The following is a 12,815-nucleotide window of genomic DNA, read 5'->3' on the forward strand; positions in this document are numbered from 1 at the left end:
CACTGACGGCCTCTGACGGGGCCTCACGGGGCCGCCGAGGCCCCGTACGGCCTTCGGGGCGGGCGCGGCGGGGCCCGCGGGGCCGCGGGCAGGCAGAAGGGCGGCCGCCCCGCCCGGGGTGGCCGCCCTTCACCGTTCTACGTACTGCTGCGTCTCTGCTGTGCTCGACGTTCCAGAGGCCTGTGCGGCCCCCGGCGCCGGGGCAGGACTTACTTGCCCTTGGCGGCTTCCTTGAGCTTGGAGCCCGCGGAGACCTTCACGCTGTAGCCGGCCGGGATCTGGATGGGGTCGCCGGTCTGCGGGTTGCGCGCGGTGCGAGCGGCACGGTGGGTGCGCTCGAAGGTCAGGAAGCCGGGGATGGTGACCTTCTCGTCGCCCTTGGCGACAATCTCGCCGACGGTCTCGGCGAGCGCGGCCAGAACGGCGTCGGCGTCCTTGCGGGTCACCTCGGCGCGCTCGGACAGAGCGGCCACCAGCTCACTGCGGTTCATGTTGTACTCCCGTGTTCAACTTGCCTTAGAGGCGTGAGATCGAAGCCGATGCTGCCAGGGCCCTAGGACAGTCCCCGGACCCGGGTCTGAACGTCAGACCCTCTCGCCCGGTTACGCATCCTGCCCCCACCAGCGGCGGGAAAGCCAATCCGGCACCCGCCGGGGTCACACGAAAAGCGCCACAGTCACGCCCCGGTGACGCTCCGTCCGCACCCGGGGATGCGGACGGCGGAGTTCATTGGCATCCCCGCAACCCTAGAGGCGGCCCGGCGGGCCCGCATCTCGCGACGCGCCGGGGATCAGGGAGCCGTGAGGCCCGTCACAGACGCGTCCTGGGCGGCCGAGGCGGCCTTGCGGACGGCTCCGGCCACCGCGCCGGCGACCTTGTCGTTGAACACCGACGGGATGATGTAGTTCGCGTTCAGCTCGTCCTCGCCGACGACGTCCGCCAGCGCGGTCGCGGCGGCGAGCATCATGCTGGTGTTCACGGTGCGGGACTGGGCGTCCAGCAGACCGCGGAAGACACCCGGGAAGACGAGCACGTTGTTGATCTGGTTCGGGAAGTCGGAGCGGCCGGTGGCGACCACGGCGGCCGTCTGGCGGGCCACGGCCGGGTCCACCTCGGGGTCCGGGTTCGCGAGCGCGAACACGATGGCGCCTTCCGCCATGGCGGCGACGTCCTCGCCGGACAGCACGTTCGGGGCCGAGACGCCGATGAAGACGTCGGCGCCGACCACGGCCTCCTTCAGAGTGCCGGTGTAGCCCTCGGGGTTGGTGTTGTCGGCGATCCAGCGCAGCGGGGAGTCCGCCGCCGCGTCGACGAGGTCGGGGCGGCCCGCGTGCACGACACCGTGGATGTCGGCGCTGACGGCGTTCTTCACGCCCGCCGCGAGGAGCAGCTTGAGGATGGCGGTACCGGCCGCGCCGGCGCCCGACATGACGACCTTGACGTCCTCAACTGCCTTGCCCACCACGCGCAGTGCGTTGGTGAGGGCCGCGAGCACGACGATCGCGGTGCCGTGCTGGTCGTCGTGGAAGACGGGGATGTCGAGGGCCTCGCGCAGCCGGGCCTCGATCTCGAAGCAGCGCGGCGCGGAGATGTCCTCCAGGTTGATGCCGGCGAAGCCCGGGGCGATGGCCTTGACGATGGCGACGATCTCGTCGGAATCCTGGGTGTCGAGGCAGATCGGCCAGGCGTCGATGCCGGCGAAGCGCTTGAAGAGGGCCGCCTTGCCCTCCATGACGGGCAGCGCGGCCATCGGGCCGATGTTGCCCAGGCCCAGCACGGCGGAGCCGTCCGTCACGACTGCGACGGAGTTGCGCTTGATGGTGAGGCGGCGCGCGTCCTCGGGGTTCTCGGCGATGGCGGTGCACACGCGGGCGACGCCCGGGGTGTAGATCATCGAGAGGTCGTCACGGTTGCGGATGGGGTGCTTCGACGACATCTCGATCTTGCCGCCGAGGTGCATCAGGAACGTACGGTCGGAGACCTTGCCGAGGCTGACGCCCTCGATGCCGCGCAGCTTCTCCACGATCTCGTCCGCGTGCGCGGTGGAGGTCGCGGCGATCGTGACGTCGATCCGCAGCTTCTCGTGGCCCGACGCGGTCACGTCGAGGCCGGTGACCGAGCCGCCGGAGGACTCCACGGCGGTGGTGAGCTGGGAGACCGCGGTTCCGCTCGCGGGCACTTCCAGGCGGACCGTCATCGAATACGAGACGCTGGGCGCCGTTGCCATGGCCGTGTTTCCTCTTCTGTCCCTGGTTCGCTTAACACACAGGGCCCCCACTCCGCAGCAGGTGCGGCAGGACCTGTTGTCCGATCGTCCCACCTACCAGCCGGTACAAGGTAACCAGCTACAAATTTCGGAAAGACTCTTCCACCATACGAGATTCCAGGGGGCTCCGGAATGGTGGGGTCATACGAAACAGGTCCGCGCCCCCCACAGGTGGGGAGCGCGGACCTGGTTTTTTCTACGTTGATGACACCGACCCGCCATGCTCGCCTCGCGGCAAGTGGTCGCTCTGAGCGACGAAGGTTGGGCCCGGGGGCTTGGATCGAGTCGGTGCCGTACCCAGGCTAACAAAGGATCGCCGAATGTGATCCCCCTGCTCGGGGACGGGTTGCGGGGACCACGCGCCTGGCCGCGGCCCATACGGCCGTACGCGGCCCCGAGCGGCCCGCGGGGCCCGTACGGGACCGCGGGGCCACCCGGGCGCCGGCTACGGCAGCAGCAGCTCGGGGACGCCGTCCGCGTCCGGCTTGTCCGCTTCGGCGCAGACCACCGTCAGCTGCTGCGTGGCGCGCGTCAGCGCCACGTACAGCACCCGCAGGCCCGCCGGGGACTCCTCCGCGATCTCCGCCGGGGAGACGACCACCGTGGCGTCGTACTCCAGGCCCTTGGCCTCCAGGCTGCCCAGCGCCACGGCCCGTTCGCCCAGGTCGGCGAGCCAGCCCGCGGCCTCCGCACGCCGGTCCATGGCCACGACCACGCCCACGGTGCCGTCCACCTGCTCCAGCAGCCGCCGGGTCTCCTCCCGCACGGTGGCGCCCAGGTCGCCCTCGGCGGCCGTGAACCGCGGCCGGAGCCCCGTGGAACGCACCGCCGTCGGCGGCTCCATGCCGGGCATCGCCAGGCGCAGCACCCGCGAGGCGACCTCGGCGACCTCGGCCGGGTTGCGGTAGTTGACCGTGAGGGTGAAGCGCCGGCGCGGCCGGGACCCCAGGGCCTCGTCGCGGGCGGCGGCCGCCTCCTCCGGATCCGTCCACGAGGACTGCGCCGGGTCGCCGACGACCGTCCAGGTGCCGTGCCGGCCCCGGCGGCCCACCATCCGCCACTGCATCGGCGTCAGGTCCTGGGCCTCGTCCACGATGACGTGCGCGTACTCGGTGCGCTCCGCCGCGAGCCGCTCGGCCCGCTCCCACTGGGTCTCCTCGCGGGTCGGCATCAGCTCCTCCAGCCCGCTGAGCTGGTCGAGGGGGTCCATCTCCCGCTTCCGCTTCGGCCGGGCGGGGGCGCCGAGGAGCTGCTGGAGCTCGTCGAGCAGCGCCACGTCGTGCACCGACAGGGGACCCCTGCCGTCCGCGCCGACCCGGCGCAGCGAGCGGGCCAGCTGGCGGGTCTCGCGGGAGTTCAGGTCGCGGCGCGACCAGCGGCCGAGCCTGCGCTCGTCGGCCATCGCCGCGAGCACCCGCCGCGGGGTCAGCTCGGGCCACCAGGCGTTCAGGAAGCCGATGAAGGCGTCCTCGGTGGAGATGTCCTCGTCGAAGGCGGAGCGCAGCTCGGCCGCGAGTTCCGGGTCGCTGTGCCGGCCGGAGGCGCCGGTCTTCGCGTACAGGGCGTCGAGCAGCAGCTTGCGGGCGCGCGGGCGCAGCAGGTTCACGGGCGCGGTGCCGCCGAGCACGTTCTGCCGGATCCGGTTGAGTTCGTCGGCCTCCAGCTCCTGGCGGCGGCCGAAGGCCACCACGCGCAGCCGGTCGGGCGCCGGGCCCCGCTCGTCGCCGAGCTCCAGGGTGCCGCGCACGGCCTTGCGCAGGACCGACCGCATCCGGGAGGAGCCCTTGATCCGGGCCACGGCCGGGTCGTCGTACGTGGTCGCCTCGGCGCCGTCGACCAGCGAGCCGAGCGCCCGGATGGCGACCTGGCCCTCCTCGCCGAGGGAGGGCAGCACGCCCTCGGTGTACGCGACGAGCAGCGGGGTCGGGGAGACGATGAGGATGCCGCCGGAGTAGCGGCGCCGGTCCTGGTAGAGCAGGTAGGCGGCGCGGTGCAGGGCGACGGCGGTCTTGCCGGTGCCGGGGCCGCCCGCGACCTCGGCGACGGAGGCGGCGGGGGCCCGGATGACGAGGTCCTGCTCGGCCTGGATGGAGGAGACGATGTCGCGCATGGAGTGCGTACGGGCCCGCCCGAGCGCGGCCATGAGCGCGCCGTCGCCGATGGCGGGCAGCTCGCGGCCGTCGAGGAAGGCGGTGACCTCGGGGCGCATCAGGTCGTCCTCGACGCCGAGCACCCTGCGGCCCTTGGAGCGGATGACGCGGCGGCGCACGACGCGGCCCGGGTCCTTGGGCGTGGAGCGGTAGAAGGGCGCGGCGGCCGGCGCGCGCCAGTCGATGACCAGCGGCGCGTAGTCGGAGTCGAGGACTCCTATGCGGCCGATGTGCAGCGTCTCGGCGATGTCGGCGGTGAGGTCCTCGCGGATCGCCTCGTCGGCGGGCTCGACGGAGGTGTACGCGCCGTCCGGGCCGCGCTCCCCGTCCTTGCCGAGGACCAGGTCGATGCGGCCGAAGAGGAAGTCCTCGAACTCGTTGTTCAGCCGGTTCAGGTGGATGCCCGCCCGGAAGACCTGCGCGTCGCGCTCGGCCAGGGCTCCGGGCGTGCCGACCTGGCCGCGCTGGGCGGCGTCGTTCATGAGGAACTCGGCCTCGTGGATCTTCTCCTCGAGGCGTCGGTACACCTGGTCGAGATGCGTCTGCTCGACCGCGATCTCCCGATCGCGGACGGAGTCCGCCGTGCTGTCGACAGCGGCATCCTGCGCGGCCACCAAGGCCCCCTTCTGACGTGCATGGGCGACCGTCAACCGTACGCGAACCGGCCCCCTGTGCGCACGCCCGTTCCGGAACGGGTCTCGCTCAGTGATACGCGGACTACCGGGATCCGGACGCCAGGAGCCGTCGGCGGTGGCGGGCGACGCGTTCGCGGTTGCCGCACAGCTCGCTGGAACACCACCGGCGGCGGTGGCCGCGCGAGGTGTCCAGGTAGACGCGGGTGCAGCCGTCGCCGGCGCAGGCCCGCAGCAGGGCGCGGTCGCCGGGGTCGGTCAGCAGCTCGACGGCGTCCCGGGCGACGGCGGCGAGCAGCGCTCCGCATTCCACTCCGCCGCACAACTCCCGCACGAGGTGGCCTTCCTGGTCCCGTACGGCGCACAGCCCCGGGGGTGGTCCGGCGGCCAGCGCGTTGACCCGGGCCAGGGCGCCCTCGTCGGGGTCGGTCCCGGACAGCTCCGCCCGTACGAGGCTCTCCACGTCGGCGCGCAGTGCGCGGAAGGCCGCGGCCCAGTCGGGGCCGACCCGGGCCAGCGGGGTCCGGTCGGGCACGAGCCCGGCCCCGGCGAGCCACAGCCGCAGCTCGTCGCCGTCCGGGATCCCCTCGTGCGGGGCGAAGGTGGCCACCAGGTCCAGGCAGACCCGCCCGGAGTCGAACCGCATGTCCGTCACCGCCTCGCGTCGTCGGGCGCCTCCCCAGAGTGCCCGTCCGCCGCCCGCGGGGGAAGCCCCCGAACCGGTGCCTCCGGCGGCAGGGGCCGCCTGTTCCGGGCAGGAGCCGAATCGGCTAGGCGGCCGGAGGGTCGTCGTGCAGGATCCGCTGGAAGAGGCAGTGGTCGCGCCAGGCGCCGTCGATGTGCAGGTAGCGCGGCGCCAAGCCGTACTGCTCGAAGCCCGCCTTCGCCAGCACCCGCTGCGAGGCCAGGTTGTCGACCAGGGTCCCGGCCTCGACCCGGTGCAGCCCCAGCTCCTCGCGGGCGATCCGGCAGACCTCCTCGGCGCCGGCCGTGGCCAGCCCCTTGCCGCTGCAGGCCTCGTCGACCCAGTAGCCGAGCCCGCCGCTGCTCAGCGGCCCGCGCTGGATGTTGCCCAGGTTGATGGTCCCCAGCGCCGCGCCGCTCGCCAGGTCCACGAACACGTACGGCAGCAGCCGCCCGGCGTCCCGGGACTCCAGCTGCTGCCCGATCCGCTCCCGCTGCCCCGCCTCGGTGTAGAAGGCGTCGGACCGGGCCGGCTCGGTCGGCGCCATGTTCACCCGGTTCCGCGCGAACGCCTCGGCCAGTCCCGCGGCGTCGTCCAGTGCGACGCCCCTCATCTCCACGCCGTCAATGATCATCCGGGCACGCTAGCCCAGGACGCCCCTGACCGTCACCGCCACGTCCTGCGGGAGCTCCCCGTACGCATCGGCGCCGCCCGCGTCCAGCGACAGCCGGTAGCCGCGCTTGACCACCGTCTGGATGAGGTTCGGCGCCCCCAGCGCCGCCCTCAGCCGGGCCATCGCCGTCTCCACGGCGTGCTCGTCGCGGCCCGCGCCCGGCAGCGCCCGCAGCAGTTCAGCGCGGGCCACCACCCAGCCCGGCCGTCGGGCGAGGGACCGCAGCAGGGCCATCCCGGCGGGCGGCACCGGCCGCAGTTCCGCGTCGAGGAGGACCGCGTGCCCGCGGATCTCCATCCGGTGCCCGGCCACCGGCAGTACGCGCGCCCGGCCGGGCAGCTCCTGGCAGAGCAGCTGCACCAGCGGGCCGAGCCGGAACCGTTCCGGCTGGACCGTGTCCACGCCGAGCGCCTGCAGCGGCAGCGCCGTCACCGGCCCGACGCACGCGGACAGCGGCCCGCCGCGCAGCGCGTCCAGCACGGCCTCCCGCATGCCCCGCTCGCCGGCCCGGGACAGCAGCGAGGCCGCCGCCGGGGCCGAGGTGAAGCTGACGGCGTCCACCGCGCCGGCGACGACCGCGTCCAGCAGCCGGTCCAGCGGTGCGAGGTCCTCCGGGGGCATCCACCGGTACACCGGGACCACCACCACCTCGGCCCCGCCGGCCCGCAGCGCCTCGACGAAGCCGGGCAGCGGCTCCCCGTGCAGCTGGAGCGCGATCCGCCGGCCGTCGACCCCGTCGGACAGCAGCCGGTCCAGTACCTCGGCGAGCGATTCCGACTGCGGGGACCACTCCTCCACGAGCCCGGCGGCCCGGATGGCGCCCTTCACCTTCGGGCCGCGCGCCAGCAGTTCGGTGGAGCGCAGCGTCTCCAGGAGTTCCTCGCCGACCCCCCACCCGTCGGCGGCCTCGACCCAGCCGCGGAAGCCGATGGCGGTGGTGGCGACGACCACGTCCGGCGGGCAGCCGATCAGTTCCTTGGTGGCGGCGAGCAGTTCGCTGTCGTCGGCGAGCGGGACGATCCGCAGGGCCGGCGCGTGCAGCACCGACGCCCCGCGCCGGCGCAGCAGCGCGATGAGCTCGTCCGCGCGCCGGGCGGCGGTGACCCCGACGGTGAAGCCTGCGAGTGGGCGGGAGTTCCTGTCGTCCATCGTGACCTGCCTACTGACGCATGGGGGGGGCGGTACGGCCGGACCGAGCCTGCCAACTCGGCGTGTCGGACTCGGTTCACCCGTATTTCGCTCCGGTTACACCGACGTGAGCTGGGGTTTCACCGGGGCCTCGGCCGTGTGGAGCACCGGGGCCGCCGGGCGGCGAAGGTATACCGCCCACGTGACCGCGCAGCACAGGGCGTAGAAGCCGAGGAAGGTGGCGAAGGCCGTCGTACCGGATCCGGAGGTGCGGAACGCCTCGCGGAAGACCAGGTTGATGCCCAGGCCGCCGAGCGCGCCGACCGCGCCGATCAGTCCCATGGAGGCGCCGGAGAGCCGCCGCCCGTACGCCGCCGCGTCCTCGCCGCTCATCCCGCGCGCCAGGGCCTTGGCCTGGAAGATGCCCGGGATCATCTTGTACGTCGAGCCGTTGCCGAGCCCGCTCAGGACGAACAGGGCGACGAACCCGACGAGGAAGACCGGGAGCGAGGACCGCTGCGAGGCGAACACGACCACCCCGGTCGCCGCGGCCATCGCCACGAAGGTGCCCAGGGTGATGCGGGCCCCTCCGAACCGGTCCGCGAGCGCCCCGCCCACCGGCCGGATCAGCGAGCCGAGCAGCGGTCCGACGAAGGTCAGGGAGGCGGCCTGGAGCGGGGTGCGCCCGAACTGGGTCTGCAGGACCAGTCCGAAGGCGAAGCTGTAGCCGATGAAGGACCCGAACGTCCCGATGTAGAGGAAGGCCATGATCCAGGTGTGCGCGTCCTTCAGGGCATCGCGGACCGCGCCGGTGTCGTTGCGGACGGGCGCGAGGTTGTCCATCCGTACGGCGGCCAGCACCGCGGCGATCACGATCAGCGGGATGTAGGCGCCCAGCAGCAGCCGCGGGTGGCCGGCCCCGGCGGTGGCGATGACGAGCAGGCCCGCCAGCTGGACGACGGGCACGCCGATGTTGCCGCCGCCGGCGTTCAGGCCGAGCGCCCAGCCCTTCTTCCGCAGCGGGAAGAAGGCGTTGATGTTGGTCATGGAGGAGGCGAAGTTGCCGCCGCCGACGCCGGTGAGGGCGGCGACGAGCAGGAAGGTCCCGTAGGAGGTCCCCGGCTCCATCACGACGATCGCGGCGACCGTCGGGGCGAGCAGCAGCAGCGCGCTGAAGACCGTCCAGTTCCGGCCGCCGAAGCGGGCGACGGCGAAGGTGTACGGCACGCGCACGAGGGCGCCCACGAAGGTGGCCGTCGCGATCAGGAAGAACTTCCCGGCCGGGTCGATGCCGTACTGCGGGCCCATGAAGAGCACCATCACGGACCAGAGGGACCAGATGGAGAATCCGATGTGCTCGGAGAGCACGGAGTACAGCAGGTTGCGGCGGGCGACCCGCTCCCCGGTCTCCTTCCAGAAGGTCTCGTCCTCGGGATCCCACTGCTCGATCCAGCGGCCCCGCTTGCGCGGTGCGGTACCGGTCATCACACGCCTCCACAGCTGTCGCGTCCGTGGGAACGACGGTAGGAAGGGCGCGTTTCGGCCCCGGTCCCCGCCGGATGACCGCCGGGAAACCTTGCTCTCACCCGCCGCCGGGACCGTGTGTGAGCGGGGCGGGCAGCCAGCTCCCGGCCGGCGGCACGAGCCAGCCCCGCTCGGCGGCCAGCCCGGCGGCCGCGGCCTGCAGGGCATCGAGCCCGGGGTGGCCGAATCCCTTGCGCCACACCATCGACAGCGGCGACAGCGGCACCGGATCGGTCAGCGGCAGCTTCACGCACCCCGGCATCTGGAGGAAGCCCACGGTCGCCAGCACCGGATTGCCGGTCTTGACCATGACCCGGCGGAATTCGTCCATGCCCATGGCGACCGGCGCGGGCGGCGCCATCAGGATGCCCCGCCCGGCGAACAGCTCGCGCGCCAGACCCGTCCACTCCAGCGTGCGCGGGTTCCCGGCGCCCGCGTACACGGTCTCCCCGGCCAGCGCGTCCAGCGGTACGGACTCCCCCGCGGCCAGCGGGTGCCCCTCGGGCAGCAGCACGGCGAGCGGCTCGTACCGTACGGGGCGCTGCGCGAGCGGCGCCCGCAGTACGGGGTCGAGCCCGTCGGCGTACCCGAAGGCGACGTCGAGCCGGCCGGCCGCGACCTCGGCGGCGGCGTGGGTGAGCCCGCTCTCGAAGCGGGCCATCAGCTCGCAGTCGGGGGCGAGTTCGCGGGCGCGTTCCAGTACGGTGCGCGCGGTGCCGGGGCCGTCGGTGTTCAGGTCGACCAGCAGCGGGCGGGGTGCCGCGCCGGCCGCGGCCCCGGCTGTGAAGGCAGCGGCGAGCTCCTCGTGGGCGCGCAGGACGCGCCGGGCCAGGGGCAGCAGGCGGTGCCCGTCGGCGGTGAGCTCGACGGCGCGGGTGGTGCGGAGGAACAGGGTGGCCGCCAGGGTCTGTTCGAGGCGCCGGACGTCCCTGCTCAGCGCCTGCTGGGCGACGTACAGGCGGGTGGCGGCACGGGTGAAGTGCAGCTCCTCGGCCACGGCGACGAACCCGCGCAGGAGCCGGGGTTCCACATCACGGGGATTCACCCCCGGAGACTAACAACGGGAACGGGTGAATGGCCCCGGAACAGGTGTTGGACGCCGCACACCGCCCCGGCCGAGGGTGGACCCATGCCCCTCATGACCGTCACCGGCAGCACTCTCGTGATCACCGGCACTTCCCCCTCCGCCTCCCCGTCCTCCTCGCCGTCCGCCTCCCCCGCGGCCGCTCGCCGTGCCGCCGGGCGGGCACCCGGCCCCTACCGCCGGCTGTTCGCCCTGCCCGGCACCCGGGGGTTCACCGCCGGCAACCTCGTCGCACGCCTGCCGATGGGCATGTTCGGGGTCAGCGCGGTCATGATGATCGCCGGCCAGCGGGGCTCGTACGCGCTCGCCGGCGCGGTCACGGCGACCGGCCTGGCGGCCACGGCGGTGGTGGCTCCCCTGACCGCCCGGCTGATCGACCGGCACGGCCAGGCCCGGATCGCCGTCCCGGCGACCCTGATCGCGGTCCTCGGCTCGCTGTCCCTGGTCGCCTGCGTCCGCAGCGGCGCGCCCGCCTGGACGCTCTTCGCCTCGTACGCCGCGACCGCCACCACCCCCAACATCGGCGGCATGTCCCGCGCCCGCTGGACGCACCTGCTGCGCGACTCCCCCGCCGCCCACCACACGGCGATGTCCTTCGAACAGGCGGCGGACGAGCTGTGCTTCATGCTCGGGCCGGTCCTGGCGGCCTTCCTGTGCGGCGTGCTCTTCCCGGAGGCCGGCACCCTGGCCGGGGCCGTCCTGCTGCTCACGGGCATGCTGGTCTTCACCTCCTGCCGCGCCACCCAGCCCCCCGTGTCGGCGGCGCCGCGGCGCGGGTCCCCGCTGCGCGCGCTGGGGCCGCTGCTGCCGCTCTTCCTCGTCACGGGCGTGGTCTTCGGCTCGATGGAGGTCGCCTCGATCGCCCACCTCGACGCCCAGGGCCTGGGCGCCGCGTCCGGCCTGGTGCTGGCCGTGCAGGCGGCGGGCTCCTGCGCGGCCGGCCTGCTCTACGGCACCGTGCGCGCCCGGTCGTTGAGGGCCTGCGTGTGCGCCCTGGCCCTCGCGATGACCCTCCCGTGGGCCGCGGCGGCCACCGGCTCCGTGACCGTCCTAGCGGGCGCCCTGCTGCTGGCCGGCATGGCCACGGCCCCGGCGATGGTCACGGCGATGGCGCAGGTCCAGGCCCGCACCCCCGAGGGGCGGCTGAACGAGGGCATGACCCTGGCGGTCACCGCCGTCTTCGCGGGCATCGCGGTCGGCGCCGCGAGCGCCGGCCGGGTGGTGGAGGACGCGGGTCCGGTCGCCGCGTACGCGGTACCGGCGACGGCCGCGCTGATCGCGCTGGCGATCGCCCTGACAGGCCGATCGATCCGGCGGCCGAGTGATCATTCCCGCGTGGTACGCACGACCGCCGGTCACGATCCGCAATAACTGGGGGTGCTTTCCCCAGCGCCCTTCCCTGTGCGGAGGAACTACCCGTGCCTGCTTCCCGTTCCGTGCCCGCGGCCCTGTTCGTCGCAGCCGTCACCGCCGCCTGCCTGGCACCGGCCGTGGCGGCCGCCGCCGACTCCTCGAACATCCGGTTCTTCCAGCCGTACGTCCCCTCGATCGCCCCCGGCGGGACGGGCCGCGTCGTCATCGCGGCCGCCAACGGGTCCGACCAGGCCGTGAGCAGCACCTTCCGGATCACCGCGCCGGACCGTACGACCTTCCCCGAGGCCCGCTTCTACTGGGACGGGCAGCGCTCCTCGCTCCCGTGCACGCGCTCGGCCGACGCGCGCCGGCTGACGTGCGACGCCGGGGACCGCGCCGGCTTCGTCTTCCCCTCGAACGAGCAGACCCGGCTGGGCGTCGCCCTGCGGGTGGACGCGGACGCGCCGCAGGGCACCACGCTGCACGGCGGCGAGTGGTCGACGGACGAGGCGGCGCCCGCGCTGTTCGCGGTCGCCACCCCGGTGACCGGCCCCAAGGGCGACAAGGGCGACGACGGCAAGCCGGGCCACCACGGCAAGCCCGGGCGCCCCGGCCCCAAGGGAGAGAAGGGCGACAAGGGGGACAAGGGAGACACCGGCAAGCGGGGCCCGAAGGGCCCCGAAGGCAAGCCGGGCCCCGCCGGGCCCCAGGGCCCGAAGGGCGAGCCCGGACCGGCGAACGGCCCGAAGGGCGACACCGGCCCCGCGGGTCCGCGCGGCCCGCAGGGCCCCAAGGGCCTCAAGGGCGACACCGGCAAGCCCGGCCCACAGGGCCCGAAGGGCCACACGGGCAAGCCCGGCCCCGCAGGCCCCCAGGGCCCCAAGGGCCACCCCGGCAAGCCGGGCCCGGCCGGCCCGCAGGGCCCCAAGGGCCCGAAGGGCGACACGGGCAGGCCCGGGAAGCCCGGCGACTGCAAGTGCGGCGGCGGCCACCACGAGAAGCCCGAGGCGAAGCCGAAGGCCAAGATCGTCAGCCCCGGCAAGGGCCTCGGAGTCCGCTCCGGCCCCGGCACCCACTACAAGCAGCAGGGCAAGATCCCGACCGGCACGGTCGTCAAGCTCCAGTGCAAGGTCAACGGCGAGAAGGTCGACGGCAATTCGATCTGGTACAAGCTCGCCGACGGCTCCGGCTGGATCGCCGCCCGCTACGCCCTGAACCTCAACAAGGTCCCCTTCTGCTGACCCCCACCCCCGCCTGACCCGGGCCCCCCGGCCCACGGCCGGGGGGCCCGTCGCCGTGCGCCCACGCCCAGGTCAGCCT

At 73.8% G+C, this 12,815-nt stretch carries 10 protein-coding genes; 2 read left to right on the forward strand and 8 right to left on the reverse strand.

Going from position 1 to position 12,815, the window contains the following annotated elements; genetic code table 11:
• Nucleotides 1–209 precede the first annotated feature (209 nt).
• The 8 genes from AB0O53_RS27190 to AB0O53_RS27225 all read right to left on the reverse strand — a co-directional run bounded on the left by AB0O53_RS27190 (nucleotide 210) and on the right by AB0O53_RS27225 (nucleotide 10,103).
• On the reverse strand, nucleotides 210–491 hold the full coding sequence (locus AB0O53_RS27190; protein ID WP_007264399.1) for an HU family DNA-binding protein: 282 nt from the start codon (nucleotides 489–491) through the stop codon (nucleotides 210–212).
• A gap of 299 nt (nucleotides 492–790) precedes the next feature.
• Entirely contained in the window at nucleotides 791–2,227 is a 1,437-nt protein-coding gene (locus AB0O53_RS27195) for an NAD-dependent malic enzyme (RefSeq protein WP_350999099.1), read from the reverse strand.
• Between the two features lie 484 nt (nucleotides 2,228–2,711).
• Nucleotides 2,712–5,030 (reverse strand): HelD family protein, encoded by a 2,319-nt coding sequence (locus tag AB0O53_RS27200; protein ID WP_350999102.1) that lies wholly within the window; start codon nucleotides 5,028–5,030, stop codon nucleotides 2,712–2,714.
• A gap of 103 nt (nucleotides 5,031–5,133) precedes the next feature.
• Nucleotides 5,134–5,694: a CGNR zinc finger domain-containing protein gene (locus AB0O53_RS27205; RefSeq protein ID WP_350999105.1), complete on the reverse strand. Its 561-nt coding sequence runs from the start codon at nucleotides 5,692–5,694 to the stop codon at nucleotides 5,134–5,136.
• A 124-nt stretch (nucleotides 5,695–5,818) separates the two neighbouring features.
• Complete coding sequence (locus tag AB0O53_RS27210; protein WP_365198932.1) at nucleotides 5,819–6,367, reverse strand: GNAT family N-acetyltransferase; 549 nt, start codon at nucleotides 6,365–6,367, stop codon at nucleotides 5,819–5,821.
• Nucleotides 6,368–6,376: 9 nt separating this feature from the next.
• The gene (locus tag AB0O53_RS27215) at nucleotides 6,377–7,555 is read right to left on the reverse strand and encodes a uroporphyrinogen-III synthase (protein ID WP_365198934.1); all 1,179 of its coding nucleotides are present in this window, start codon (nucleotides 7,553–7,555) and stop codon (nucleotides 6,377–6,379) included.
• A gap of 96 nt (nucleotides 7,556–7,651) precedes the next feature.
• Nucleotides 7,652–9,019, reverse strand: a complete 1,368-nt coding sequence (locus AB0O53_RS27220; RefSeq protein WP_365198935.1) for a nitrate/nitrite transporter — start codon at nucleotides 9,017–9,019, stop codon at nucleotides 7,652–7,654.
• 97 nt (nucleotides 9,020–9,116) lie between these two features.
• On the reverse strand, nucleotides 9,117–10,103 hold the full coding sequence (locus AB0O53_RS27225; RefSeq protein ID WP_365198937.1) for a LysR family transcriptional regulator: 987 nt from the start codon (nucleotides 10,101–10,103) through the stop codon (nucleotides 9,117–9,119).
• 93 nt (nucleotides 10,104–10,196) lie between these two features.
• On the opposite strand from AB0O53_RS27225, the gene AB0O53_RS27230 reads away from it, so the two are divergent.
• Both AB0O53_RS27230 and AB0O53_RS27235 read left to right on the forward strand, forming a co-directional pair.
• A complete protein-coding gene (locus AB0O53_RS27230) occupies nucleotides 10,197–11,513 on the forward strand; it encodes an MFS transporter (protein ID WP_435886678.1) in 1,317 nt (438 codons plus the stop codon).
• A gap of 47 nt (nucleotides 11,514–11,560) precedes the next feature.
• Nucleotides 11,561–12,736: an SH3 domain-containing protein gene (locus AB0O53_RS27235; protein WP_365198942.1), complete on the forward strand. Its 1,176-nt coding sequence runs from the start codon at nucleotides 11,561–11,563 to the stop codon at nucleotides 12,734–12,736.
• Nucleotides 12,737–12,815: the final 79 nt, after the last annotated feature.

The sequence above is a fragment of the Streptomyces erythrochromogenes genome (assembly GCF_040684695.1).
Classification (GTDB): Bacteria; Actinomycetota; Actinomycetes; order Streptomycetales; family Streptomycetaceae; genus Streptomyces; species Streptomyces erythrochromogenes_C.